We start from the raw sequence: 26148 nt of genomic DNA on the forward strand, positions 1-26148 counted from the left end.
GAAGGAAAACGGCCTGGAATTTGCTTGAAGCTTAAAGCATCGGCGGCCTAAGATCGGCCGGCTGGATTGGCGGCAGCGCCATACGGGTTCTGCCGCCATATTTGTTGAACGTGAAGTGAGGGCATGCTTCTCGTCGTCGAACAATTCCTGAATGGGCTGCAGTTCGGGCTGCTGCTCTTCCTGTTGGCCGCCGGATTGACGCTGGTGTTCGGCATCATGGACCTCGTCAATCTCGCCCATGGCTCGCTCTATATGATGGGAGCCTATTTCGCGGCGACGTTCGTGGCCTGGACCGGCAGCTTCGTCCTCGGCGCGCTGCTGGCGCTGGCTGCGACCCTGTTGCTCGGCATCGTGCTCGAATTGGCGGCACTGCGCCATCTCTATGGCCGCGACCATCTCGACCATGTGCTCGCGACCTTCGGCCTGATCCTGTTCTTCAACGAGGCGGTTCGGCTGATCTGGGGGCCCGCGGGCCTCGCGTTGCCGCTGCCGTCCTGGCTGGCGTTTCCGGTCACGATCATGCCGGGCATCCAATACCCCGCCTATCGGCTTGCGATCATCGTCGTCGCGCTGGCCGTGGCACTGCTGCTCTATCTCGGCGTGATGCGCACGCGGATCGGCATGCTGATCCGCGCCGGCGCCTCCAACCGGGAGATGATCGGCGCGCTCGGCATCAACATCAAGCTGCTCTATACGCTGGTGTTCGGCCTGGGCGCGGCGCTTGCTGGCCTCGCCGGGCTGATGCAGGCGCCGATCCTCACCGTGCAGATCGGCATGGGCGAGAACATCCTGATCCTCGCTTTCGTCGTGATCGTGATCGGCGGTATCGGTTCGATCCGCGGCGCCTTCATCGCCGCGATCCTGATCGGCCTGATCGACACATTGGGGCGAGCTTTCCTGCCCAACCTGCTCCGGCTGATCCTGAGCTCAGCCTCGGCCTCGACCGCGGCCCCCGCAATGTCCTCGATGCTGATCTATCTCCTGATGGCGATCGTGCTGGTGGCGCGGCCCGAGGGTCTGTTTCCGGCCAACCGCAGATGAAGTCCTCGCCCAACGTCCAGACCATCGTCGCTGCCGCGCTCGTCGCCGGCCTGGTGCTGCTGCCGGTCTATTCGAGCTTGACCGGCAACGTCTTCCTGCTGACCCTGTTCACCCGCATCGTCATCCTCGCGCTCGCCGCGGTCAGCCTGAACCTGATCATGGGCTATGGCGGCATGATGAGCTTCGGTCACGCCGCCTATCTCGGCATCGGCGGCTATGCGGTCGGCATCCTGGCACAGGAGGGCATCGGCTCCGGCTATGTGCAGTTCGGGGTCGCGCTCGCCGCGTCCGCGATCTTCGCGCTGGTGATCGGTGCATTGAGCCTGCGCACCCGCGGCGTCTATTTCATTATGATCACGCTGGCCTTCGCGCAGATGGCCTATTACGTCGCCTCGGGCCTCGCCCGCTATGGCGGCGATGACGGGCTCACCATCTACAAGCGCAGCGATTTCGGCGGACTCGTCAATCTCAACTACCGTATCGAATTCTATTATCTCTGCCTCGTCTGCCTGCTGGGCGTCGTGTTTCTGATCTGGCGGATCGTCAATTCGCGCTTTGGTCTGGTGGTGCAGGGCTTGCGCTCCAATGAGCAGCGCATGCAGGCGATCGGCTTTGCGTCCAAGCGCTACAAGCTCGTCTGCTTCGTCATTGCCGGCACCTTGTGCGGGCTTGCCGGCGCGCTGCTTGCCAACAACACCGATTTCGTCAGCCCCGCCGTGATGTATTGGACCCGCTCCGGCGATCTCATGGTGATGGTGATCCTCGGCGGCATGGGCACCTTGTTCGGCCCGGTGATGGGCGCGGTGGTCTATCTGGTGCTGGAAGAGCTGTTGTCGCAGCTCACCGAATATTGGGCGCTGATCATGGGGCCACTGCTGCTGCTCGTGGTGCTGTTCGGTCGCGGTGGCATCATGGGCCTGCTCGGGAGATTGAACCGTGGCTGAACCATTGCTGCGCGTCGACAATCTGGTGCGCCGCTTCGGCGGCATCGTCGCGACCGATCATGTCTGCCTCGATGTCGCCAAGGGTGAAATCCACGCCATCATCGGTCCGAACGGCGCCGGCAAGACCACGCTGATCGGCCAGTTGACCGGCCATCTCGCCCCGCATGCCGGCCACATCCATCTCGCCGGCCGCGATATCTCCCGGCTTCCTGCTTATCGCCGCAGCGCGCTTGGGCTGGCGCGCTCGTTCCAGATCACGTCGCTGTTGCCGGACTTCACCGCCGCGGACAACGTCGCGCTGGCGGCGCAGGCGCATGACGGTCACTCCTTCCGCTTCTTCGGCAATGCGCGCAAGGAGCCGCAGCTCCGCGCCGCGGCGCATGCGGCGCTGGAGCGCGTCGGTCTTGCACATCGCGCGGATGTGCCGGTCTCCCGGCTCAGCCATGGCGAACAGCGCGAGCTGGAGCTCGCCGTCGCGCTCGCCACCAGGCCGCAGCTGCTGCTGCTCGACGAGCCGATGGCCGGCCTCGGCGTCACCGAATCCGCGCGTATGGTGAAGCTGCTAATGGAGCTTCGCCGCGAAGTGTCGATCGTGCTGGTCGAGCACGACATGGAGGCTGTGTTCGCGCTGGCCGACCGCATCTCGGTCCTGGTCTATGGCCGCATCATCGCCTCCGGCACGCCGGATGAGATCCGCAAGAACGAAGAGGTCAAGCGCGCCTATCTCGGCGACCAGCATGTGGTGGTGAAACATGGCTGACGCCCTGCTCGAGGTCGAGGGCATCGAGACTTGCTATGGTCTCAGCCAGGTGCTGTTCGGCCTGTCGCTGTCGATCCGCCCGGGCGAGATGATGTCGCTGATGGGCCGCAACGGCATGGGCAAGACCACCACCATCCGTTCCATCATGGGGCTGACGCCGGCTCGCGCCGGGTCGATCCGTTTCGCGGGCCAGGAGACGCGCAAGCTGCCGTCCTACCGGATTGCGCAGCTTGGCATCGGTCTGGTCCCGGAGGGGCGGCAGATCTTCCCCAATCTCACCGTCACGGAAAACCTGGTCGCGGCGTCATCCAACCGCCTCGGCAATCCCGATCCCTGGACGCTGGAGAAAATCCACGCGCTATTCCCGCGCCTTGCCGAGCGCGGCAGCAACATGGGCAACCAGCTCTCCGGCGGCGAGCAACAGATGCTCGCCATCGGCCGTGCGCTGATGACCAACCCGAAGCTCCTGATCCTCGACGAAGCGACCGAAGGGCTCGCACCCTTGATCCGCGAGGAGATCTGGAACTGCCTCTCGATGCTGAAGGCAAAAGGGCAGTCGATCCTGGTCATCGACAAGAATGTCGAGCACCTCACCCGCATCTGCGACCGCCACACGATCATCGAGCGCGGTCGCACGGTCTGGAGCGGCACGTCGGATCAGCTGATGGCTGAGCCCGACCTGCAGCATCGCTACCTCGGAATTTGACCGCGCGGCTCGGATCTCCCAGCTCAGGCCGCTCAAAATCCGTTCTCGTTGATGCGTTTTTGGGCAGGCGATACGGAGAGTTGGCCTGAATCGCCAGCGTTTTCCTCTGGCATGACGATTGCTCCTTTCACGATCAGAGTTGGCAGCTAGGGTTCCGGTTCTCGTAGAGAATGCTGGTCCGAGAGCAGCCGCCAGGGGAGAGCCCTGGTGCACGGCGGGACAAAAACCCGGGAGACCTCAGTGGCCGCGCTTGGCAGGCTCGAGGTTCTTCATGCCAGTCCGCGGGTCCACCAAAAACCGTGAGGGACTGGATATGGGAAAAGCGCGAAATCTGTTTGTTGCCTTGATCGCTGCCTCCACGCTGGCGACTGCATCGCTGTCGCCCGCGTTCGCCGAGAAGAAGAAAGAGTTCAATATCGCCTGGACGATCTATGTCGGCTGGATGCCCTGGCCCTATGCCGCCGAAGCCGGCATCGTCAAGAAATGGGCCGACAAATACGGCATCTCGATCAAGGTCACGCAGATCAACGATTACGTCGAATCGATCAACCAATACACCGCCGGCAAGTTCGACGGCGTCACCGTCACCAACATGGATGCCCTGACCATTCCAGCCGCCGGCGGCGTCGACACGTCGGCCATCATCATGGGCGACTATTCCAACGGCAATGACGGCGTGGTGCTGAAGAAGGGCAAGACGCTGGCCGACATCAAGGGCCAGAAGGTCAATCTGGTCGAACTGTCCGTCTCGCATTATCTGCTCGCGCGCGGGCTGGGCACCGTCAAGCTGAGCGAGAAGGACATCAAGACCGTCAACACCTCCGACGCTGACATCGTGGCGGCGGCGAAGTCGCCCGACACCACCGCGGTCGTGACCTGGAATCCTCAGCTTCTGGAGGTGAAGTCCGAGCCCGGCGCGACGTTGGTGTTCGACTCCAGCAAGATCCCCGGCGAGATCGAGGACCTCCTGGTCGTCAACAGCGCGACGCTCAAGGACAATCCGGAGCTCGGCAAGGCGCTGGTCGGCATCTGGTACGACACCATCGCCCTGATGAAGGACCAAAGCGAAAAAGGCCGCGCGGCGCGCGAGGCGATGGCGAAGCTGTCCGGCACCGATCTGGCCGGCTTCGAGACCCAGCTCAAGACCACCTTCATGTACTACACGCCGAAAGATGCGCTCGCCTTCATGACCGGACCCGAACTACCCAAGACCATGGACCTCGTGCGTACCTTCTGCTTCGACCACAACCTGCTTGGCGAGAATGTGAAGTCGAAGGACGCAGTCGGCATCTCGACGCCTTCCAAGGCGCTGGGCTCGACGTCCAATGTCAAGCTGCGTTTCGACCCGACCTTCATGAAGCTCGCTGCCGACGGCAAGCTGTAGGCCCGATATTGGAGGGCAGGCGAGCCGCGTTCGCGGTGCGCTCCCTCTCCCCGCTTGCGGGGAGAGGGTCGGGGTGAGGGGGAGCCTCGACAAGGCCGCTGCAGGTGGGTCGCGGAGACCCTCCCTCACCCGGATCCGACCTCTTCCCGCAAGCGGGGCGAGGTTTAGCCGAGCTCGCAGAAAACCCTGTGAGCTTTCCTAACAGGCCGGGCGTTAGCAATCATCTCCGAGGGAGGCTGCCATTCCACGCGCAATGAACATCGTCCCCGGACGTGGCAGCCGGCTGTTGCTCGCACTGCTGCCGTTCCTGCTGATCGCGCTGATCTACGTGATCGGCTCGGCCGAGCGCCGCGCCGCCAATCCCGACGACAAGCTGCTGCCGCCGGTCGCCGAGATGGTCGCGACGTCGAAGCGTCTCGCCATCGAGCCCGATCGCCGCTCCGGCGACTATGTCCTGTGGGCCGACACGGCGGCGAGCCTGCAGCGGTTGGCGCTCGGGCTCGGCATCTCCGCCGTCATCGGCCTGGTGCTGGGACTGGCGATCGGGCTTCTGCCCGTCGCTGGCGCGGGTTTCGGCACGCTGGTGGCGGTGCTCTCGATGATCCCGCCGATGGCGGTGCTGCCGATCCTGTTCATCGTGTTCGGGCTCGGCGAGTTGTCCAAGGTGGTTCTGATCATCATCGGCGTCACGCCGATGCTGGTGCGCGATCTCTCGCTGGAAGTGCAGGCCATGCCGCACGAGCAGCTGATCAAGGCGCAGACCCTCGGCGGTTCGACCTGGCAGATCGCGATCCGCGTGGTGCTGCCGCAGATCATGCCGCGGCTGATCAAATGCCTGCGGTTGATGATCGGCCCGGCCTTCCTGTTCCTGATTTCGGCCGAAGCGATCGCCTCCGATGTCGGGCTCGGCTATCGCATCTTCCTGGTGCGTCGTTATCTGTCGATGGATGTGATCCTGCCCTATGTCGCCTGGATCACCCTGCTTGCCTATCTGTTCGATCTTGCGCTGGTCTGGATCGGCCAGCGTGCGTTTCCCTGGGCCTACGAGCAGGAGGCGCGCCGATGAGCGCCCTCTCGTTCCGCAACGTCTGGGTCGAATATGGCGATCAGGTCGTGCTCGAGCGCATCAATCTCGAGATCGCTTCCGGCGCGTTCATGTCGATCGTCGGCCCTTCCGGCGCCGGCAAGAGCACCTTGCTGCGCCTGATCCTCGGCCAGGAGAAGCCGACGCAAGGCGCGGTGCTGCTCGACGGCAAGCCGTTTCCGGCCGAGCCCGGTCCGGATCGCGGCATCGTGTTCCAGCGCTACTCGGTGTTTCCGCATCTCACGGTGCTCGGCAACGTCCTGCTCGGCTACGAATTCGCAAACAGCCCGTTCGCCGCACGGCTGTTCGGCGCATCGCGCCGTGGGGCGATCGAGAAGAGCCTCGCCCTGATCGAGGCGGTCGGCCTCGGTCCGCATCGCGACAAATATCCGAGCGCGCTGTCCGGCGGCATGCAGCAGCGGCTGGCGATCGCGCAGGCACTGGCCAAACAGCCGCGCGTGCTGCTGCTCGACGAGCCGTTCGGCGCGCTCGATCCCGGCACCCGCGCGCAGATGCATGCGCTGATCAAGCCGCTGTGGCGCGACCTGAAGATGACCATCGTCATGGTCACGCACGACATCAAGGAGGCCTTCGGGCTCGCCACCCGGCTGATCGCGCTCGACCGCGTCAGGCACGACCCGCAGGCGCCCGAGCGCTTCGGCGCGCGTATCACCTACGACCTCGACCTCACCCGCGACAGCGCTGTGCCCGTGCTCGGCTTCATCCGCGCCGTCGTGCAGGCAGCTCAGTAACAGCTTCAACAACGAAGAAACGAAGGAGACCTCCGATGTCATTCCCGTCCATGCGCCGGTCGCGCCGCGCCGGACTGTCGTCCCAGTACAAAGCCGTGCGCCGGCATCATCCGGATTTCGACAAGATGGCCACGCAAGGTTGGCAGGCGCTGGAGGCCGAAGGCAAGCTGCCCCACGGCGGCTGGCGCAAGGAGCGTCAATGGGCGCTCGACATGGGCCTGCCCGGCGCCGACAGCCTGACCGATCGCGACATCCCGACCTTCGCGCGTGGCGAGCTGCCGCACTTCGCCGGGATCAATACCTTCATGAAGGCGCCCTATGTCGAGAACGTGCGCGACGTCGGCAAGTACGATGCGGCCGTGATCGGCATTCCGTTTGATTCAGGCACCACCTATCGCCCTGGCACGCGCTTCGGGCCGCAGGGCATCCGCCGCATCTCCGCGCTCTACACACCCTACAACTATGAGCTCGGCGTCGACCTGCGCGAGCAGATGACCTTGTGCGATGCCGGCGACGTCTTCACCATTCCGGCCAATCTGGAAAAGAGTTTCGACCAGATCAGCCGCGGCGTGGCGCATGTCTTCTCGTCCGGAGCGCTGCCGATCATGCTGGGCGGCGATCACTCGATCGGCTTTCCGTGCGTGCGCGGCATTGCCGAGTGCACCGACAAGAGGATCGGCATCATCCATTTCGATCGCCACATCGACATCCAAGAGAAGGATCTCGACGAGCGCATGCACACCACGCCCTGGTACTGGGCGACCAACCTGCCGAACGTCTCGCCCACCAATCTGGTGCAGCTCGGCATCGGCGGCTGGCAGGTGCCGCGCGAGGGCGTCGAAGTCGCGCGCAAGCGCAACACCAACGTGCTGACCATCGCCGACATCGAGAAGATCGGCCTGGAGAAGACCGCGGAGATCGCGCTGGAGCTGGCGTGGAAGGATGCGGACGCGGTCTACATCTCGTTCGATGTCGATTCCATCGATTGTGGCTTCGTGCCGGGCACCGGCTGGCCGGAGCCGGGCGGCTTCCTGCCGCGCGAGGCGCTGAAGATCCTGGGGCTCGTCGCTGCCGAAGGGCTGTGCGGACTTGAGGTGGTGGAAGTCTCGCCGCCTTACGACACCTCCGACATCACCGCGCTGATCGGCGTCCGTGTTGTCGTCGAGGCGCTCGGCTCGATGGTGGCACACGGCAAGCTCGGCAGCCACAAGTCCATCATCAACAAGCCGGTTGCCTATTGAGGACTGTCATGCGCCAACATCACCATGGCCACCATCATCATCACGATCATGATCATCACCATGGCCATGATCACCATCACGAGCATCCGCCACATGGGCCAGGCCACAATCATCCGCATGGCGGACGCGGGCCGGTGCAGTGGCAGAGGCCGCATCAGCCCGAGGGTGCGACGGTTGCCGCGGCGCCCGAGGCGGATCTCGACAAGGTGGAGGCTGCCTTCGTCGATGGGTTCATCGCAGCGCCGGATCCGACCAGCTTTCTCCGGCTTGCGCGCATCCCTTTCGAGATCATGCGAGACGGGACAAGCATGAAGCTGCTGCGCGTCGAGATCGATGCCCTGACCGATGTCGGCAGCCTGACGCCGCATCTCGGTGGCGGCACGTTCCGCTACGATCCGTTGCCGTCGAACTTCATTTCGCGGCGGCGTCGGCTGCGCTTCGTCTATTTCGACGGGCAGGGGCTGACGGCGATGAGCTATGCAGAGCTCAGGGAGGCCGATACGCGGGATCGATGATCCGCTGTACCGTCGGATGTGGCGTCAGACCATTGTCCCGGCCGGTGAGGCAGCTTGCGTTGCGCCGTGAAGCGCGACCATCGATGCCGCGGCGGCCCCGAGCCCCAAGACGTGCAGGTCGAGCTGCGGGCAATCGGCTGCATCGATGCTAAATCGTAGACGGCGAGATCGCGGCAAGCACTCGCGCGGCGCGATCGTAGCAAGATCGTCATGCCGTCGACGGTCAAAGGATGGCAAAAAATTGTCATTGAGGGTTGTTACCAGCGTCAGAATTGACGGGCCAATCCGCTTGGTTAAGATCGCGCTGGTATTCGGTCCTCAAGGGATGATAAGTCGCAGTCGGACATGCGCTGGTTTCGGGACAATATCGGGCGGGGATCGTGGCTGGCGCTGATTGCGCTGGTCATCAACCTGTCGCTGTCCTTCGGCCACATTCATTCCTTCGACGGCAAGGCCGTCAGTGCCGGACCGATCGGCAAGCTCCTCTCTGCAGCTGCGCATGACGACGGTGGTACGCCCGCCCACCCCGACGATGACGATGCAGACACGCTGTGCCCGATCTGCATGGCGAGCTCCGACATCGCGGTGGGCTTGGTATCGTCGCCACCGGCGCTGGCGGTTGATTTCGCCGTCAGCGCGATCGGTCCCCCGGTTGCCCGGAATTTTGCCCGCATCGAGCGGCCGCGCGTCGCTTTCCAATCGCGTGGACCTCCTCTGACCTGACATCGACGCTTGCCTCGGCAGGTGCGCGCGTTGGCTGCGTCGGTCTGATCGGCCGGCGGCCGCCCTCATTTGTCGTCTGCCGGCGCGCTGAAGCGCCGGGAGTCCCTATGAAATCGATGTCAGGACAAATGTTTTATGTTTCCTCCACGGACGCAGTTCGGCCGTAAGGCTTTTCTTTCCGCGTCGTCATGTGCCTTGCTTGTCGCGATGAATGCGGCAGCCTCAGCCCAGGACGGCAATTCCGCTCAGACGCCGGCGGCGCCTGCACAGCAATCCGATCAAGGCACCGTGCTGCCGGAGACCCGCGTGGTCGCACCGGCCGAACGGCCGCGGCGGCGCACGCCGCCGGTCCGTGTGGCGACGTCGCGGCGGCCCGCCGCACGCGCAGTTGCGTCGACATCGGCTCCCGCGCCGACCCCGGCAGAGGTTCAGGTTCAAGCGGTCGCCAGCCAGAACCAGACCTTCGATGCCGCTCGGCAGGGCATCGTCGCCCCGGTCGGGGCGACATCGACGGTGATGAGCAGGCAGAATATCCAGGCCCTGCCGCAAGGCGACAATGCGCCGCTCGACAAGGCGCTGCTGCAACTCCCTGGCGTGACTCAGGATTCCGCCGCTTCCGGTGATCTGCATGTGCGCAACGAGCATGCCAACGTTCAGTACCGCATCAACGGCATCATGCTGCCGGACGGCGTTGGAGCGTTCGGGCAGATCCTCGACACCGGCATCGTCGGCAGTCTGGCGCTGCTTACCGGCGCCTTGCCCGCGCAATTCGGTCTGCGCACGGCTGGCGTGGTCGATATCCAGACCCGCAATGATGCGTTCAACAATTCCGGTTCGATCGGTGTCTATGGCGGCAGTCACGGCACGATCACGACGACCGGCGAATACGGCGGTACGATCGGGAATACTCAATATTTCGTGTCGGGGCGCTTTCTGCAGAACAATCTGGGTATCGAAAACCCGACACCGGCGCGGGATGCGATCCACGACCGCACGTCCCAGGAGAAGGGCTTTCTTTATCTCTCGACCCTGATCGACCCAACCAGCCGTTTGACGTTCATGAGCGGAGTCTCGAACAGCACCTTCCAGATTCCGAACAACCCGGGACAGACCCCGGCCTTCAACGCGTTCGGCGTGACCAACTTCGATTCCACCTTCCTCAACGAGCATCAGAACGAGTTCAACCAGTTCAACGTGTTCGCCTATCAGAAGTCGGCTGACGACGTCGATTACCAGATCTCCTATTTCAATCGTTACAGCCAGCTCCACTTCATGCCGGATCCGATCGGCGATCTCGTCTTCAACGGCGTCTCGTCCGACGTCTATCGGCAAAGCTTCATCAACGGCATCCAGGAGGATACCGCCTGGCGGGCCGGTTATGCGCATACCGTGCGGTTCGGCTTCACGGCGAGTGCGGAGCGCTCGCTGGTCAACAACATCTCATCGGCGTTCCCGATCGATGCCACCGGTGCGCAGGCCTTCGATACCGCCGGCAATCCGCTGGCTCCCGCCACCATCTTCGATTCCAGCTCCAAGCTCGGCTATTTGTTCGGCGCCTATGTGCAGGACGAGTGGCGAATCAACAACCAGTTGACCTTGAATGCCGGGCTTCGGTTCGACCAGATGTGGCAATATGTCGAGGCCAATCAGTTGAGCCCGCGGATCAGCCTGACCTGGAAACCCTACGACGGCACGACGTTCCACGCCGGCTACGCGCGCAACTTCACGCCGCCATCGCAGGTGATCGCGGCGCCGACCAATCTCGCCTTGGTCCAGGGCACCACGCAGCAGCCCGCGGTGTCGCAGAACGACCCCGTGCTGCCCGAGCGCTCGCATGTGTTCGATGTCGGTGTCGTGCAGAAGGTCTATCCGATTCCCGGTCTCGAAGTCGGCGTCGACGGCTATTACAAGCTCGCCAGGGACCTGCTCGACGACGGCCAGTTCGGTGCCGCCTATGTGCTGAGCGGGTTCAACTACGAGCGCGGCGAGAACGTGGGCGTCGAGCTCAAGGCGAATTACGAAAACGGCAATCTGCGCCTGTATGGAAACCTCGCCTGGGCCAAGCAGGTCGCCACCAACGTCGTCTCGAACCAATATTTGTTCGCCCCGGACGAGCTCGCTTATATCGCCTCGCACTACGTCTACACCGATCATGCGCAGGTGCTGACCGCGTCGGCCGGCGCGTCCTACCTGTGGAACGATACCCGGTACAGCGTGTCGATGATCTATGGCAGCGGCCTGCGGTCCGGCTTCGCCAACACCGACCATCTGCCGTCCTACGCCCAGGTCAATCTCGGGGTCTCGCACGACTTCTATTGGGTCGCGCCGAACAAGCCGACCACGTTCCGCTTCGACGTCGTCAATGTTTTCGATTCGATCTACGAGATCAGGGACGGCTCCGGCATCGGCGTGTTTGCTCCGCAATACGGTCCGCGGCGCGGCTTCTATTTCGGCATTTCACAAAAGATATGAGCTGCAAAATCAAAAGCGGTCGGATAGCCGGCCGCGGAAAGGGCGACATGCAAGAGAGCGCGCAATCGGCCTGGAAGTGCGAGGGCAGGAGATATCCTGCCCTCGGCGTGTTTTGCCTCCTGATCGGCCTTGGCTTCCTCACGGCTTCACAGCCTGCCCTGGCGCAGGAGGTCAATGCTCTGCTGCCGCGAAATCTGTCGCCTTGGGGCATGTTCCTGAGTGCCGACATGGTCGTGAAGGCGGTGATGATCGGGCTTGCACTGGCATCGCTGCTGACGTGGACGGTGTGGCTCGCCAAGACGATCGAACTCGCCTCGGAGAGACGACTCGTGCAGCGCCGGATCAAGCTGCTGGAGGCCGGTAGCCTGCAGGAGATGATTCCCTCCTGTCATGACAAGAGCGACGCAGCGGCCCAGCTCGTCATGTCAGCGGTGCGAGAGACCGTGCTGTCGGATCGCTTTGACGACGATTTCAAGGAGCGCGTCGGCCTGCGATTGGAGCGGGTCGAAGCCGCGGCGGCGCGGCGGATCTCTCGCGGCACCAGTGTCCTCGCGACGATCGGTGCGGTGTCGCCCTTCGTCGGCCTGTTCGGTACGGTGTGGGGCATCATGAATGCGTTTATCGGCATCTCGGAATCCCACACCACCAATCTCGCCGTGGTCGCGCCCGGGATCGCGGAGGCCTTGCTGACCACGGCGATCGGGCTGGTCGCCGCCATCCCTGCGGTCGTGATCTACAACCACCTGGCGCGGGTGATCACCGGGTATCGCGCGCTGCTGACCGACGCCTCCGCGCTGATCTTGTTGGCGATCAGCCGGAGCCGGCGAGGGCTGCCCGCATCCCTGCCGCATGCGGCGGAGTGACCACGATGGCTGTGCGTCTTGGCTCGCGGTTAGGCGGCGATGAACTCGAAGTTCAGCACGAGATCAACGTCACTCCGTTCATCGACGTGATCCTGGTGCTCCTGATCATCTTCATGGTGGCGGCGCCGCTTGCCACCGTGGACATCGGCGTCAACCTGCCCGCCAGCACCGCGCCCGAGCAGCCGCGGCCGGACAAGCCGCTGTTCCTTACCATCAAGCCGGACGGGACCATTGCGGTCGGCGAAACCGTGGTCGCGCGCGAGATGCTGGCAAGCGCGCTCGACGCGGCGACCGCCAACCGCAAGGATGAGACGATCTTCATCCGCGGCGACAAGGAGCTGAACTACGCTGCTCTGATGAGCGTGATGAACCTGTTGCGGGACGCCGGCTATCTCAAGCTGGCGCTGGTCGGTCTCGAAGAGGCGCCGGCCAAGCCATGATTATTAGCCATGATCTTCAAGCGATGATCTTGACGCCATGACCTCGTTCGCGCTGCATCTGCCGGAACAACGAAAGCCCGCGCGCTGGTTGCTCGCAGCCATCGTGATTGCTGCCGCGCATGCGTTGCTCATCGCGGGCGCTGTCCTGTGGACCACGCGCACGTCGCCTGAGCCGGCCGTTCTTCCCGCTATCGCGGTCACGCTGGCGCCGGTTCAAAGCGCTGCGCCGCAGGTCCAGGATCAGGAGGATCTTCCGGTCGGGCCGGAAATGCAGCAGGCTGATGCCGCGCCGCCGGAGCCGCCGAAGGTCGAGGCGCAGAAGCCCGACGATCAGATGGCGCCACCACCGCCGGCCGAGAACGCCGAGGCGGCACTGCCCAAGCCCGAACCCAAGCAAGTGGAGGAGATGCAAGCGGCAGCGCAACCGCCGGCGCCCGAAACCACCGCGCCGCCGAAGAACGATCGCATCGGTCAATTCTCCGAGGCTGCATCAAACGCTTACAATGCTCTTGTGGTCGGCCACCTCGAGAAGTTCAAGCGCTATCCGGCGGCGGCCCATCGCGCGGTGGGGAAAGCGACGTTGCGGTTCGTGCTCAATCGTGATGGCGTTGTCACCGACGTGCGGATCATCAAATCATCCGGCAATGCGGTCTTGGACCAGGCCGCACTCGACATCGTTCACCGCGCCAGTCCGTTCCCGAAATTTCCGGAGGCCAAACCTCAGGCCGAAGCCGTGTACCTCTGGCCGATGGATTTCGGCGTCGCACATTAATTCGCAAACGAGTGTGCGGCGGCGCGATGCGAACTTCGCAAGCCAACGACGAGGTCTTTCGTTGCCGGAGAGTTCAGTGGAACGGCGTATGCTTGAGCGCCGCGGCGATCGCCTCGAAGCGGCTGAGGATCTGGGGCAGCACAAGCGCGCGCACAGTGCCGGCCGCAGCGACACCTACGAGCAGCACGAGGGTATATTGGGCGGCGAACAGAAGCACGAGACGTCGGAGCCAGCGCCACCATGGACGGTGTTTCGCGACGCGCGACGCTTGCGGGGTGGGCGTGTTGGCTGCGGCGAGCCAAAGCTCGTCCGCTGACTCCAGCTGATGCTCCGACATTCTGCTCAGCGCTCCGAGAGCAATTGCTCGATGCGCGCTTTCAGCCGCTTGTTGGCCAGCTCGCGTTCGCGCAAGATCCGCGCCCATTCCAACGGGATCACCCCGCCGTCCTCTTCATCGCAGAAGGCGAGGCCGGCGGCGTCTCGGTCGCGCCACATCATCCGCGCGCGGCGCGACAAGCCGCGTCGTTCGATGGTGATGTCGATGCGGTCGGGAAGTAACGCGGTCCCTTCGAACTCGACCTTCGCGCCACGATCGCTGAAATTGCGCACGATGCAGGCGAGCGTCGAGCAGCGTGCATTGAATGTCAGAACGCCGCCGTAATAGACGCGGTGGCGAGTCTCGCGACGACGGTCTTGCACGATACGTCCTCCGATCACTTAACTCTTTATTAATTAATCGGAAGGTGCGCGCCAAGTCGCGACGGTATTGAAATGACGCTGGTGGTTAACGCGGGACGCCAGCCCTCGCGGATGAATGGTGTCGTTTCGCAATGCCTCACCATCATCGCGATCGCGCAGTCCGAGCTCGGGCTTCGAACGCAAGTAGATTGCAGGCAGGATGATGCGTAGCGCATTGCAGCCGGTTGCCGATCGACGAAGGCCGGTGCCGATGTCGCGGAGATCAAGGACAGGCTGACGGCGATTCTTGAAGCTCACGACAAAAGCGGTCGCGGCGACATCTGGATGGGTCAACCCCGCGCGAACACCTTGGCGTCGTTTGCCAGCATCGGTTTGACCGCCTGCGCGAGCCGTGTCGCGGCGGCGTCGACCGTGAGGCCGGCGGTGTCGACCACCGCGTTGGCGCGGGCATAGAGCGGCTCGCGGCTCACCAGGATGTTGCGCAGCTCCGCCATGGCCGAGCGGTCGTCCGCCATCGGCCGCAGGTCGCCCTGCTGGCGCACGCGCGCCATATGCTCTTCCGGCTCGGCCTTCAGCCAGATCGTATAGAAGGATTTCAGGATCAGGTCGAAGGTGACGGGTTCGGAGACGATGCCACCACCGGTGGCCAGCACCATCAGCTCCTTGCGCGCGAGCAGTTGCACCAGCGTGGCCTGCTCCATGCGGCGAAAACCTTCCTGGCCATAGAGATTGATGATCTCGGCCACCGAGAGCCCGTTCTGCCGCTCGATCTCCTTGTTGAGCTCGACGAAGCTCCAACCGATCGCGTCCGCGAGCCGTTTGCCGAGCGTGGATTTGCCGGCGCCGCGCAAGCCGATCAGTGCGATGCCGGAGAACGCGCGGCGCAGCGGCGCCGAGGTGCTGCCGGCCAACAGCTCCTTCGCTTGCGCGATCTGGCTTGGGTTCGCCTTCTTCAGGAGATCGCGGATCACCGGCCAATCCGGCGACGGCTCGCCGCCAGGGATGAGATCTTCCAGCGGTGCGCCCATCGCATGCGCCACACGCCGTAGCAGCACGATCGAGACGTTGCCTTTGCCGCTCTCGAGCTGGGCGATGTAGCGCTCGGAAATGCCGGATACTTTGGCGAGCACCTTACGCGACATGCCGCGTAGCGCGCGCATCGTGCGCACCCGCTGGCCTAATTGTTCGAGAAATGCAGTCTCGGCGTCAGAGTTGGCCGCCGTGTCCTGCTCGGTGCTGCTGTCTTGCGTCATGTCCCTCGGCGGCGCGATCACGAGTCGGAAACATAATGCTGCGAAGCATTGACAGCAAGCGGCGTTAGTGGCCTTCTATGCACTATAATTCAAGAAATCGGGGAGGGAACGCCTTGGAGTCCAAGATTTCAGGGTCCTACAACGCAGTATCGTGGTTGCTCGACCGCAATATCGAGGCTGGACGCGGCGACAAGCTCGCTTATACAGACACGGTCTCTGAGTTGACCTATCGCGGGCTGCAGCAGCAGACCTGCCGTGTCGCCAATTTCTTGCGCCGCCTGGGCGTGCGCCGCGAAGAACGCGTCGCGATGATCATGCTCGACACCGTCGATTTCCCCGCGGTGTTCTTGGGTGCGATGCGGGCAGGCGTGGTGCCGGTGCCGCTCAACACGCTGCTCACGACCGATCAATACGCCTATGTGCTCGCGGATTGCCGTGCGCGCGTGCTGTTCGTGTCCGAAGCGTTGTTCCCGGCGGTGAAGGACATCGTCGGGCGCATGCCCGATCTCGATTGCGTCGTCGTCTCCGGCGCCAACGCCTTCGGCCACAAGCTGCTGTCGGAAGAGCTCGCGCGCGAGAGCGACAGCTTCGCCACGGTTGCGACGCATGAGGACGAGCCGGCCTTCTGGCTATATTCGTCCGGTTCGACCGGCATGCCCAAGGGCGTGCGCCATCTGCACGGCAATCTCGCCGCGACGGCCGAGACCTATGCCAAACAGGTGCTCGGCATTCGCGAGGACGATGTCTGCCTCTCCGCTGCAAAGCTGTTCTTCGCCTATGGTCTCGGCAATGCGCTGACCTTTCCGCTTTCCGTCGGCGCCACCACGATCCTCAATTCGGAACGGCCGACGCCGGCGCTGATGTTCAAGCTGCTCAACCGCTACAATCCCACTATTTTCTACGGTGTGCCGACCCTGTTTGCGGCGATGTTGAACGACGAGTCGTTGAAGAACGAGCAGGCGGGAGATCGCTTGCGCATCTGTACCTCGGCCGGCGAGGCTTTGCCGGAAACGGTGGGCAAAGCCTGGCAGGCGCGTTTCGGCGTGGACATTCTCGACGGTGTCGGCTCGACCGAGCTTCTGCACATCTTCCTGTCGAACGCGCCCGGCGATATCAAATACGGCACCTCGGGACGGCCGGTGCCGGGTTATCAGGTGCGGCTCGTCAACGAGTCCGGCCAGGACGTGCCGGATGGCGAGGTCGGCGAGATGGTGGTGCATGCGCCGTCAGCCGGTGAGGGCTACTGGAATCAGCGCCACAAGAGTCGCTCGACCTTCGAAGGCTATTGGACCCGCACCGGCGACAAATATGTCAGGGATGCCGAGGGGCGCTACACCTACTGCGGCCGCTCGGACGACATGTTCAAGGTCTCCGGCATCTGGGTCTCGCCGTTCGAGGTGGAGAGCGCACTGATCACGCATCCGTCCGTGCTGGAAGCCGCCGTGGTGCCGGACGCCGATCCGGAGGGGCTGCTGAAGCCGAAGGCGTTTGTCGTGCTGCGGCCCGATGCCGACCGGGCGACGTTACACGAGGTGCTGAAGGACCACGTCAAGCAGAAGATCGGTCCGTGGAAATATCCGCGCTGGATCGAGGTGGTGGACGCCTTGCCGAAGACCGCGACCGGCAAGATCCAGCGCTTCAAGCTGCGCGAGGGGGCGCAGTAGTCGTTACGCCGTCATGGCCGGCCTTGTCCCGGCCATCCACGCCTTGCTGATGCGAAGAAAGACGTGGATGCCCGCGACAAGCGCGGGCATGACGAAGGAAAGAGCAGCGCATGAAGCTACGAGCAACCGGCTCCCTCACCATCGACTCCGCTGAACTCGAATACCGCCGGATCGGTCCACAGCCTTCGGCAGCGCCGTGCATCGTCATGCTGCATGAGGGGCTTGGCTCGGTTGGGCTGTGGGGCGAATTTCCGGACAAGCTCCAGCAGGCGACCGGCGCCTCCGTGTTCGTCTATTCCCGCGCGGGCTACGGCAGTTCGAGCCCGGTCGCGCTGCCGCGGCCGCTCGACTACATGGAGCGCGAGGCGCTGACTGTGCTTCCCAAGCTCTTGGATGCGATCGGCTTCCGCGACGGCCTCCTGGTCGGCCATTCCGACGGCGCCTCCATCGCGGCGATCTATGCCGGCGGCCGGCAGGATCATCGCTTGCGCGGCGTCGTGCTGATCGCGCCGCACGTCATCGTCGAAGACGTCTCGGTCACGTCGATCGCGGCGATCAAGGCGACCTACGAGACCACCGAACTCCGGACCAAGCTGGCGCGCTGGCACAAGGATGTCGACAACGCCTTCTATGGCTGGAACGGCGCCTGGCTCGATCCGCAGTTTCGCAACTGGGACATCACCGGCTTTCTCGCTTACGTCCGCGTGCCCGTGGCCGTGATCCAGGGGAGCGATGATCAGTACGGCACCACGCGCCAGGTCGAGATCGTCCAAGAGGAATGTTACTGCCCCGTGGCAGTGACGATGCTGCCCGGCGTCGGCCACTCGCCGCATCGGGAGGCGCCGGAAGCTACGGTCAAGACGATCGCGGATTTTGCGGCCGCGACACTGTCGTCCACGGCATCACAATCATGAAACAAAATGCATGTTTTTGCTTTTCCGGGTAGACGCGATCTAAAACATGCACTATTGTGCATGTAAATGATAATCATTCACCGCTCAAAGGTGTCTCATGGCCGGGGAAGACCGCGTGCTCGCGGGAGGTAAGACGTTCATCGATTTCCAGACTGATCCCTCTCGTTATCGGCACTGGAAACTTTCCGTCGACGGCGAGGTCGCGACGTTGACCATGGACGTCGATGAGAATGGCGGCCTGTTCGAGGGCTACCAGCTCAAGCTCAATTCCTATGACCTCGGCGTCGACATCGAGCTCGCGGACGCCGTGCAGCGGCTGCGCTTCGAACATCCCGAGGTGAAGGTCGTCGTGCTGCGCTCGGGCAAGGCCCGCGTGTTCTGCGCGGGAGCCAATATACGCATGCTGGCCGGCGCGACGCATGCGCATAAGGTGAACTTCTGCAAGTTCACCAACGAGACCCGCAACGGCTTCGAGGATTCCAGCGAGAACAGCGGCCAGCGCTTCATCACGGTCGTCAACGGCACGGCGGCGGGCGGCGGCTATGAGCTGGCGCTCGCGACCGACCACATCATCCTCGCCGACGACGGCTCGTCCTCGGTGGCGCTGCCGGAAGTGCCGCTGCTCGCGGTGCTGCCCGGCACCGGCGGGCTGACGCGCGTGGTCGACAAGCGCAAGGTGCGCCGCGATCACGCCGACGTCTTCTGCACCGTAGAAGAAGGCATCAAGGGCAAGCGCGCCGTGCAGTGGCGGTTGGTCGACGAGGTCGCGCCGAACTCGAAGGTCGACGCCAAGGTTGCCGAGCGCGCCAAGGAATTTGCTGCCAGCTCGAAACGCAAGGGCGGCGGCAAGGGCGTCGCGCTGACGCCGCTCAAGCGCACGATCGATGCGACCAGCGTGCGCTATGGCTTCGTCAATGTCGACATCGACCGTGCGGCGCGGATCGCCACCATCACGATCGCGGCGCCGGAGGCCGCGCCGCCGGCCGATATCGACGGCATGATCGCGCAAGGCGCGTCGTTCTGGCCGCTGCAGGTCGCGCGCGAGATCGATGATGCGATCCTGCATCTGCGGATCAACGAACTCGAGATCGCGATGCTCGTGTTCAAGTCGCATGGCGAGCGCGCGCAGGTCCTGGCTTACGACGCCTTCCTGGACGCCAACAAGGCGCATTGGCTGGTCAACGAGATCAGGCATTACTGGAAACGCGTCTTGAAGCGCATCGACGTTACCTCGCGCACGCTGGTCACGCTGGTCGAACCCGGCTCCTGCTTTGCCGGCACGCTGGCCGAGCTCGTGTTCGCCGCCGACCGCTCCTACATGCTGATCGGCACCATCCAGGGCGATAATCGTCCGCCGCCGGCGATCGAATTGTCGGCGATGAATTTCGGTCCCTATCCGATGAGTCACGGTCTGACGCGGCTGGAATCGCGGTTCCAGGCCGATCCTTCGGAGCTTGAGCGCGTCCGCGACAAGATCGGCCAGGCGCTCGAAGCCGACGACGCCGAGGAGCTCGGGCTCGTGACCTTCGCGCTCGACGACATCGACTGGAACGACGAGATTCGCGTCTTCTTCGAGGAGCGCGCGAGCTTCTCGCCGGACAGCCTGACCGGCATGGAGGCCAACCTGCGCTTCGCCGGTCCTGAGACGATGGAATCCAAGATCTTCGCCCGCCTCACCGCCTGGCAGAACTGGATCTTCCAGCGCCCCAATGCGGTCGGCGAGGAGGGCGCCTTGAAGCGTTACGGCACAGGACAGAAGCCCCGCTACGACATGACACGAGTGTAGCGAATAGCGAATGGGGAGTAGCGAGTAGGGAGTGGTCTCCTCCTATTCGCAATTCGCCATTCGCCCCTTTCGGGAGGAAAAGGCCATGAACATGAACATCATGAACGTCGACTACAGCACCAAGATTCCGAACAACGTGAATCTGGCCGAGGATCGCCAGGTGCTGAAAGCGCTGGAAGGTTGGCACCCCGGCTATGTCGATTGGTGGAACGACATGGGCCCGGATGGCTTCCAGCAGTCGCTGGTGTATTTGCGCACGGCCTATTCCGTCGATCCGCGCGGCTGGGCCAAGTTCGACTACGTCAAGATGCCCGATTATCGTTGGGGCATTCTGCTTGCTCCGCAGGAAGAGAATCGCGTCATTCCGTTCGGTGAGCATTATGGCGAGCCGGCCTGGCAGGAGGTGCCCGGCGAATACCGCGCGCTGATGCGCCGCCTGATCGTGATCCAGGGCGACACCGAGCCGGCATCAGTGGAGCAGCAGCGCCATCTCGGCAAGACCGCGCCCTCGCTGTACGACATGCGCAACCTGTTCCAGGTCAATGTCGAGGAAGGCCGCCATCTCTGGGCGATGGTGTATCTGTTGCAGAAATATTTCGGCCGTGACGGGCGCGAGGAGGCAGACGAGTTGCTCCGCCGCCGCTCGGGCGACGCGGACTCACCACGGATGTTGGGCGCCTTCAACGAGAAGACGCCGGACTGGCTGTCCTTCTTCATGTTCACCTATTTCACCGACCGCGACGGCAAGATGCAGCTGCATTCGCTCGCGCAGTCCGGCTTCGATCCGCTGTCGCGCACCTGCCGCTTCATGCTGACCGAAGAGGCGCATCACATGTTCGTCGGCGAGACCGGCGTCGGACGCGTCATTCAGCGCACAGTTGACGCGATGCGCGCCGCCGGCATCGATGATCCGACCGATGTTGCCAAGGTGCGTGCGCTCGGCGTCATCGATCTGCCGACCATCCAGAAGAAGCTCAATCTGCACTACACGCTCTCGCTCGACCTGTTCGGCTCCGAGGTTTCGACCAATGCGGCGAATGCCTTCAATGCCGGCATCAAGGGCCGCTATCACGAGACTCAGATCCAGGACGATCATCAGCTCAAGAACTCGACCTATCCGGTGCTCAAGCTGGTGGACGGTGAGATCAAGCGGGTCGAGGAGCCAGCGTTGACGGCGCTCAACATGCGGCTGCGCGACGACTACTCGCAGGACTGCGTCAAGGGCCTGTTGCGTTGGAACAAGATCATCACCACGGCAGGCTATGCGTTCCAGCTCAAGCTGCCGCACGTCGCCTTCCACCGTGCCATCGGCGAGTTCAAGGACGTCCATGCGACGCCGGACGGCATCCTGATCGACGAGGCGACCTGGCAGAAGCGCAAGAGCGAATGGCTGCCGTCGGCCGATGACGGCGCCTACATCGCCTCGCTGATGCAGCCGGTCACCGAGATCGGCGGCTTTGCGCCCTGGATCGCCCCGCCCCGGGTCGGCATCGACAACAAGCCGGGCGATTTCGAGTATGTGAAGATCGAGTCGTGATGTGAATTGCGAGTAGGGCGTGGCGAATAGCGAGTAGGGAAGAGCTACTCGCCATTCGCCTTTACTACTCAGCTGTCCCAGCCCGCGCCGGGAATGCCGGGATTGGCATAGACGATGCCGCCGTCGACCGCGACGGTGGTGCCCACCACATAGTCGCCGGCGCGCGAGGCGAGATAGATCGCCGTCCCCGCCATATCCTCCTCGGTCCCGATCCGGCCCGCAGGCACACGCGTTGCCACCTCGTCGGCATGGTCGCGGGCTGCCTTGTTCATGTCGGATTGGAACGGGCCGGGCGCGATCGCGGTCACCACGATGTTGTCGTGGATCAGCTTTGCCGCCATGCGCCGGGTCAGATGGATCAGGCCCGCCTTGCTTGCCGCGTAGGAGTAGGTCTCCAGCGGGTTGACGAAGATGCCGTCGATCGAAGCGATATTGATCACCTTGGCCGGCCGCTCGCGGCTCGCCGCCGCGCGCAGCGGCGCGGCAATCGCCTTGGTCAGGAAGAACGGCGTTTTGACATTCAGGTCCATGACCTTGTCCCAGCCGCTTTCGGGGAATTCGTCGAACTCAGCGCCCCAGGCGGCGCCTGCATTGTTGACGAGAATGTCGAGCTTGGGCTCGCGTGCCTTGATCTCGCCGGCGAGCCTCTCGATTCCGGACAGCGTGGAGATGTCGATCGGCAGCGCGATGCATTCGCTGCCATATTTGGCGCTGAGCTCCTGGGCGGTCTGTTCGCAAGGCCCCGCCTTCCGCGCCGTGATGTAGACGCGCGAGACGCCGGCGCTCAGGAAGCCGGCCGCGATCATCTTGCCGATGCCGCGCGAGCCGCCGGTCACGAGCGCGATGCGGCCTTGGAGTGAGAACAGATCCTTCAACATGGTACCTCCCTGACTTTGCGATCTGTGTGGGCCGCGTGGCTGTTCGAGTCAAGCGAGGGGCTCCGGCAGGTCGCGTCGGAAGCTTGTTCGCGCGAAGTCTGCCGGTTGTACGGAGGACGTCGCTCTAACCTATGCCGCGTCGATGCGGCGGAAGCCGTTCCACATCGCGATGGCCGCGCCTGAGGTCAGGACTGGCAGCACGCGCGCGTCCTGGTAATGGCCGTTGAGCGACACCCGCGGCAGCGCGGTCAAATGCTCTCCATTCTCTGGAAAGATCATGCCGGGGCGGGTGGTGACTGCGCAGTTGAAGCCGGCCCTCGCTGCCAGCATGAACTCGCGTGGACCGGCCGCGGCGCGGTCGCCGTAAGGATAGGCCATGTGTCGCACGGGCCGCTGCAACGCGTCCTCGATCCGCGCCCGGCTCTCCGCCATCTCGCGCAACGCGTCCTCTTCGCTTTGTTTGGCGAGATTGCAGTGGCTTGCGGAATGCGCGCCGATCGTGACCAGCGGCTCGTCTGCAAGTGCTCTCAATTCGTCCCAGGACAGGCAGAGCTCGCGGCAGATCGCGCCCGCATCGACCCCATGTCGTGCGCACAGCGCGCTCATCTCGCGCTGGATCTCGTGTTCACCCGGCAATCCGCGCAACCAGTCGTGCAGGCGCTGGAACGCGATGCATTTGGCGGTCGCATCCTGTGCATCCAATCGCGTCGCGGTGCCTCCGATCGGCGCCTCGATCATGTCCGCGTCGGCAACGATCCTCTCGAGCGCGAGCCACCAGAGCAGGCCGCTGCCCGCGGCGAAATCGGCGGTGACAAAGATCGTGAACGGCGCATCGAACTCGCGCATCACCGGCAGCGCGAAATCGCGATTGTCGCGATAGCCGTCGTCGAAGGTGAAGCAGGCGAAGCGCCGCGAGAAGTTCTGCTCGAGGAGTCGCCGGTGCACCTCGTCGAGGGTGATGATGTCGACTTCATGGGCACGCAAATGGGCGAGCATCTCGCGGAGGAAGTCGGGCGTGACTTCCAGATGGAAATTGGGTTGGAAATCGGCCTCGCGGCGCGGTCGCACGTGATGCAGCGTAAAGATAGCGCCGGCCCCTGCGAAGATCGGTCGCAGCCAGATATGGGCGCCGCTGAAGTAGAGCGCTTCGAGACCCGCCCGAATCAAGGTTTTACGAAATCGCTTCATCGAAAGCGTGCGCCCAACTGGTGCCTCTCCTGAAGCTCGCGACCTGTCGCGTCAACGCCCATCCGCGAACTTCAGAACGTCATGGGCACTCGCAAATGCTATGGTTCTGGCACCGTCCCTTCGATCTGAGATCATCAGCCGCGGCTGCGGCGAGTGAGGCATCGGAAAGGAGGCGAGAGGTGTAACCGTAACGTTAGCGACGAATCGTTGAAGAAACGGTTAGCCGGGCGATCCGCCCGCGGCGCTCGAAAAGGGCGGCGCATTTCCGGTTTGACAGGCCAGCAAGGGTTTGTTTTGTCTCCATTTCCTGACCAGACGGGATGACGAATGCGTGGACTTTTCCGGTGGAGCGGCAAATGGTGGCCTGGAATCATCCCGTTGATCGTGCTTTGGGCCTTCGCCGCCTGGACCAGCACGGCTCCGCTGGAGAATGATCTCGCCGCACGGAGCTCGGAGGCCCTGAAGGGGGCGGTGCTCGACAAGACGAAGATCGCCGCCGACGGCCGCGACGTCAGCCTGAGCGCCTACGCCTTCTCGGACGAGGGCCGTCGTGCAGCCTTGGCATCTGTTGCGGCCGTGCCCGGTGTGCGGCTGGTCGACGACGAGACCCGTCTGGTCGCGGAAGCAAAACCTTTCGTCTGGTCCGCCGAGCGCGATGTGGTCAGGGTCACCCTCGGCGGCAATGCGCCCCTGCCGGCGCTCAAGACGAAGCTTTCGGAAGCCGCGCGTTCGGCGCTCAAGGGCGTCGAAGTTGCCGACCAGATGACGCTCGCCCGCGGTGCGCCGCCGCGCTTCGAGGATGCCGCGCTGCTGCTGATCGGCCAGATCGGCAAATTGAAGGACGGAAAGTTCACGATTTCGGACGGCGACGTTACGCTGTCGGGCATGGCGCGCGAACTCGGCGGCCGCGAGGCGATCGCGGCGGCGCTCAAGGACCTGCCGGATGGCTTCAAGATCGCCAGCAACGAGGTGAAGGCCCCGCCTTATATCTTCCAGGCCTACAAGGATCCGGTCGCCTTGACCGTCAGTTTGTCCGGCAACGTCCCGGATGAAAACATCCATGCCGTGGTCGTCGGCGCGTCATCGCGGCGGTTCTTCGGCGAAAAGGTCGTCGATAATCTCAAGAACAGCGTCGGAGCGCCCTCCGGCTTCGTCAATGCGGTGGTGCCGGCGCTCGGTGCGTTGTCGCGCCTGTCGACCGGCACGCTCATGGTCTCGGAACGGGAGATCAAGATCTCCGGCGACGCACTGTATGACGAGGCGGCGCGGCAGATCCAATCGGGCCTCGCCAAGGACGTGCCGCAGGGTTGGCAAGTCAAGGCTGAGATAACCGTCAAGCCTGCGGCCGGCCCGGTCGATGCGACGGTCTGTCAACAGCTGTTCTCGGATTTGCTCGGCAAGACCAGGATTCGCTTCGAGACCGGGCGAGCCGACATCGACCGGGATTCCACCGGCCTGCTCGACCGTATCGTCGAAATCGCGCTGCGTTGCCCGTCGGCGAACATCGAGATCGCCGGCCATACCGATGCCGAAGGCGACGAGGCGGCCAACCAGGCGCTCTCGCAGAAGCGCGCCCAGGCTGTTGTCGACTATCTCGTCAAGGCAGGGTTGCCGGCCGATCGCTTCACGGCCGTAGGCCACGGCAGCACGCAGCCGATCGCGTCGAACGATACCAGCGATGGACGCGCGCAGAACCGGCGCATCGATTTCGTGGTGAGGTGACCGCAATGGCCTTTCTGATCGCATTCCATTGGGGCTGGCTGCTGGGCGCGCTCTTGATCGGGCTGGCGATGGGCTGGGTCGCCGTGGTGCATCGCGGCCCCAGCGTGTCGCGTCGGCTGATGCTCGGCTTGTCGGCGCTTACGCTGGTTCTGGTCGCCGTTGCTGTCACCCGGGTGCTTCCGGGGCGCGCCGGTTATTGGCTCGAACTGCTGCTCCTGCTGTTCGTGCCATATCTGGCGGGTTGCACGGTCGGTTCCTGGCTACGGGCGTGGGTGTTGTTGCGCAGCATGCGCGCCAAGCCGGCGGCCTGATCGTGGCCCGCGACCGCGCAGATGTCAGGTGTGAAATCCGAAAAAGGTGCTGTGGCAATCCGACACGAAGGTTTGACCATGGCCACCTGCTAACCGCATTCGCCGACGTTATCTCTGCTGTTCGATCTCCAGTGCTCGCCGGGTCGGAAATTTGCCGATCAGGTCGTCGTGATGCGATGCGGACTTCGGACGCGATCGGAGCACTGGGAGCCCCGACATGCGGAAACCACCCCGGTTTCCGGGCATGCTCACAGAAGTTTAACCTGGGACTCGCAGGCTGGGCAGCCTTGCATGGGCTAATAGAGGTCCTGGCCTCCTGCGGCAAAACGGTGCATCGTATCGGTCGGAATCCCTCCTAAGTGTCTTGCATGCCCGAGTTTTGTTCACACCTGCCGAGTTCCCCAAAGGCGCGAAACGCGCTACGAGGGCGCTGATGAGTCATGGCGCGGCGCACGCGTTATTCCGCTCGATCGGACGCGTTTCCCAGGGATCTTGCCGT

General features: G+C 63.6%; 25 protein-coding genes and 1 riboswitch. Of the genes, 20 read left to right on the forward strand and 5 right to left on the reverse strand.

What is annotated here, in order from left to right:
• The first annotated feature begins 123 nt into the window (after window positions 1-123).
• The 14 genes from QXZ85_RS23785 to QXZ85_RS23850 all read left to right on the forward strand — a co-directional run bounded on the left by QXZ85_RS23785 (window position 124) and on the right by QXZ85_RS23850 (window position 13697).
• Entirely contained in the window at window positions 124-1041 is a 918-nt protein-coding gene (locus QXZ85_RS23785) for a branched-chain amino acid ABC transporter permease (RefSeq protein ID WP_315702728.1), read from the forward strand.
• Complete coding sequence (locus QXZ85_RS23790) at window positions 1038-1985, forward strand: branched-chain amino acid ABC transporter permease (RefSeq protein WP_315702729.1); 948 nt, start codon at window positions 1038-1040, stop codon at window positions 1983-1985. The genes QXZ85_RS23785 and QXZ85_RS23790 overlap by 4 nt, the downstream gene beginning before the upstream one ends.
• On the forward strand, window positions 1978-2745 hold the full coding sequence (locus QXZ85_RS23795) for an ABC transporter ATP-binding protein (protein WP_315768938.1): 768 nt from the start codon (window positions 1978-1980) through the stop codon (window positions 2743-2745). Before QXZ85_RS23790 ends, QXZ85_RS23795 begins: the two co-directional genes overlap by 8 nt.
• Window positions 2738-3451, forward strand: coding sequence for an ABC transporter ATP-binding protein (locus QXZ85_RS23800; RefSeq protein WP_315702731.1), 714 nt, complete (start codon window positions 2738-2740; stop codon window positions 3449-3451). Before QXZ85_RS23795 ends, QXZ85_RS23800 begins: the two co-directional genes overlap by 8 nt.
• Before the next feature lie 135 nt (window positions 3452-3586).
• A riboswitch (guanidine-I (ykkC/yxkD leader) is annotated at window positions 3587-3687 on the forward strand.
• A 77-nt stretch (window positions 3688-3764) separates the two neighbouring features.
• On the forward strand, window positions 3765-4835 hold the full coding sequence (locus tag QXZ85_RS23805) for a putative urea ABC transporter substrate-binding protein (RefSeq protein ID WP_315744238.1): 1071 nt from the start codon (window positions 3765-3767) through the stop codon (window positions 4833-4835).
• 241 nt (window positions 4836-5076) lie between these two features.
• Entirely contained in the window at window positions 5077-5901 is an 825-nt protein-coding gene (locus QXZ85_RS23810) for an ABC transporter permease (protein WP_315703173.1), read from the forward strand.
• Entirely contained in the window at window positions 5898-6671 is a 774-nt protein-coding gene (locus QXZ85_RS23815; RefSeq protein WP_315702733.1) for an ABC transporter ATP-binding protein, read from the forward strand. The genes QXZ85_RS23810 and QXZ85_RS23815 overlap by 4 nt, the downstream gene beginning before the upstream one ends.
• A 35-nt stretch (window positions 6672-6706) precedes the next feature.
• Window positions 6707-7912, forward strand: a complete 1206-nt coding sequence (locus QXZ85_RS23820) for an agmatinase family protein (protein ID WP_315702734.1) — start codon at window positions 6707-6709, stop codon at window positions 7910-7912.
• Window positions 7913-8046: 134 nt separating this feature from the next.
• Window positions 8047-8427, forward strand: a complete 381-nt coding sequence (locus tag QXZ85_RS23825) for a hypothetical protein (RefSeq protein ID WP_315703174.1) — start codon at window positions 8047-8049, stop codon at window positions 8425-8427.
• A 345-nt stretch (window positions 8428-8772) separates the two neighbouring features.
• A complete protein-coding gene (locus QXZ85_RS23830; protein WP_315768940.1) occupies window positions 8773-9150 on the forward strand; it encodes a DUF2946 family protein in 378 nt (125 codons plus the stop codon).
• Between the two features lie 207 nt (window positions 9151-9357).
• Complete coding sequence (locus QXZ85_RS23835) at window positions 9358-11622, forward strand: TonB-dependent receptor (RefSeq protein ID WP_315768942.1); 2265 nt, start codon at window positions 9358-9360, stop codon at window positions 11620-11622.
• Window positions 11623-11669: 47 nt separating this feature from the next.
• Window positions 11670-12485 (forward strand): tonB-system energizer ExbB, encoded by an 816-nt coding sequence (exbB, locus tag QXZ85_RS23840; protein WP_315702737.1) that lies wholly within the window; start codon window positions 11670-11672, stop codon window positions 12483-12485.
• A 5-nt stretch (window positions 12486-12490) separates the two neighbouring features.
• Entirely contained in the window at window positions 12491-12925 is a 435-nt protein-coding gene (gene exbD / locus QXZ85_RS23845) for a TonB system transport protein ExbD (protein ID WP_315702738.1), read from the forward strand.
• A 37-nt stretch (window positions 12926-12962) separates the two neighbouring features.
• A complete protein-coding gene (locus QXZ85_RS23850; RefSeq protein ID WP_315762515.1) occupies window positions 12963-13697 on the forward strand; it encodes an energy transducer TonB in 735 nt (244 codons plus the stop codon).
• 73 nt (window positions 13698-13770) lie between these two features.
• On the opposite strand, the gene QXZ85_RS23855 is transcribed toward QXZ85_RS23850, so the two are convergent.
• The 3 genes from QXZ85_RS23855 to QXZ85_RS23865 form a co-directional block, all read right to left on the reverse strand.
• Window positions 13771-14034, reverse strand: a complete 264-nt coding sequence (locus QXZ85_RS23855; protein ID WP_315702740.1) for a hypothetical protein — start codon at window positions 14032-14034, stop codon at window positions 13771-13773.
• Between the two features lie 5 nt (window positions 14035-14039).
• Window positions 14040-14396, reverse strand: a complete 357-nt coding sequence (locus QXZ85_RS23860; protein ID WP_315768943.1) for a PilZ domain-containing protein — start codon at window positions 14394-14396, stop codon at window positions 14040-14042.
• A 329-nt stretch (window positions 14397-14725) separates the two neighbouring features.
• A complete protein-coding gene (locus QXZ85_RS23865; protein ID WP_315745212.1) occupies window positions 14726-15649 on the reverse strand; it encodes a helix-turn-helix transcriptional regulator in 924 nt (307 codons plus the stop codon).
• 113 nt (window positions 15650-15762) lie between these two features.
• Here QXZ85_RS23865 and QXZ85_RS23870 point away from each other — a divergent pair, with 113 nt between their 5' ends.
• The 4 genes from QXZ85_RS23870 to boxB all read left to right on the forward strand — a co-directional run bounded on the left by QXZ85_RS23870 (window position 15763) and on the right by boxB (window position 21550).
• On the forward strand, window positions 15763-17313 hold the full coding sequence (locus QXZ85_RS23870) for a benzoate-CoA ligase family protein (RefSeq protein ID WP_315768944.1): 1551 nt from the start codon (window positions 15763-15765) through the stop codon (window positions 17311-17313).
• 110 nt (window positions 17314-17423) lie between these two features.
• Window positions 17424-18227 (forward strand): alpha/beta hydrolase, encoded by an 804-nt coding sequence (locus QXZ85_RS23875; protein WP_315768945.1) that lies wholly within the window; start codon window positions 17424-17426, stop codon window positions 18225-18227.
• Between the two features lie 97 nt (window positions 18228-18324).
• Entirely contained in the window at window positions 18325-20013 is a 1689-nt protein-coding gene (gene boxC, locus QXZ85_RS23880; RefSeq protein WP_315702745.1) for a 2,3-epoxybenzoyl-CoA dihydrolase, read from the forward strand.
• A gap of 85 nt (window positions 20014-20098) precedes the next feature.
• Window positions 20099-21550, forward strand: a complete 1452-nt coding sequence (boxB, locus tag QXZ85_RS23885; RefSeq protein WP_315702746.1) for a benzoyl-CoA 2,3-epoxidase subunit BoxB — start codon at window positions 20099-20101, stop codon at window positions 21548-21550.
• Between the two features lie 68 nt (window positions 21551-21618).
• On the opposite strand, the gene QXZ85_RS23890 is transcribed toward boxB, so the two are convergent.
• On the reverse strand, window positions 21619-22428 hold the full coding sequence (locus QXZ85_RS23890; RefSeq protein ID WP_315702747.1) for an SDR family oxidoreductase: 810 nt from the start codon (window positions 22426-22428) through the stop codon (window positions 21619-21621).
• Between the two features lie 129 nt (window positions 22429-22557).
• The gene (locus tag QXZ85_RS23895) at window positions 22558-23616 is read right to left on the reverse strand and encodes a polysaccharide deacetylase family protein (RefSeq protein ID WP_315702748.1); all 1059 of its coding nucleotides are present in this window, start codon (window positions 23614-23616) and stop codon (window positions 22558-22560) included.
• Between the two features lie 327 nt (window positions 23617-23943).
• Here QXZ85_RS23895 and QXZ85_RS23900 point away from each other — a divergent pair, with 327 nt between their 5' ends.
• On the forward strand, window positions 23944-25338 hold the full coding sequence (locus QXZ85_RS23900) for an OmpA family protein (protein ID WP_315702749.1): 1395 nt from the start codon (window positions 23944-23946) through the stop codon (window positions 25336-25338).
• Between the two features lie 5 nt (window positions 25339-25343).
• Window positions 25344-25649, forward strand: coding sequence for a hypothetical protein (locus tag QXZ85_RS23905; RefSeq protein ID WP_315768946.1), 306 nt, complete (start codon window positions 25344-25346; stop codon window positions 25647-25649).
• Window positions 25650-26148: the final 499 nt, after the last annotated feature.

This window comes from Bradyrhizobium sp. SZCCHNGR1005 (assembly GCF_032489995.1).
Classification (GTDB): Bacteria; Pseudomonadota; Alphaproteobacteria; order Rhizobiales; family Xanthobacteraceae; genus Bradyrhizobium.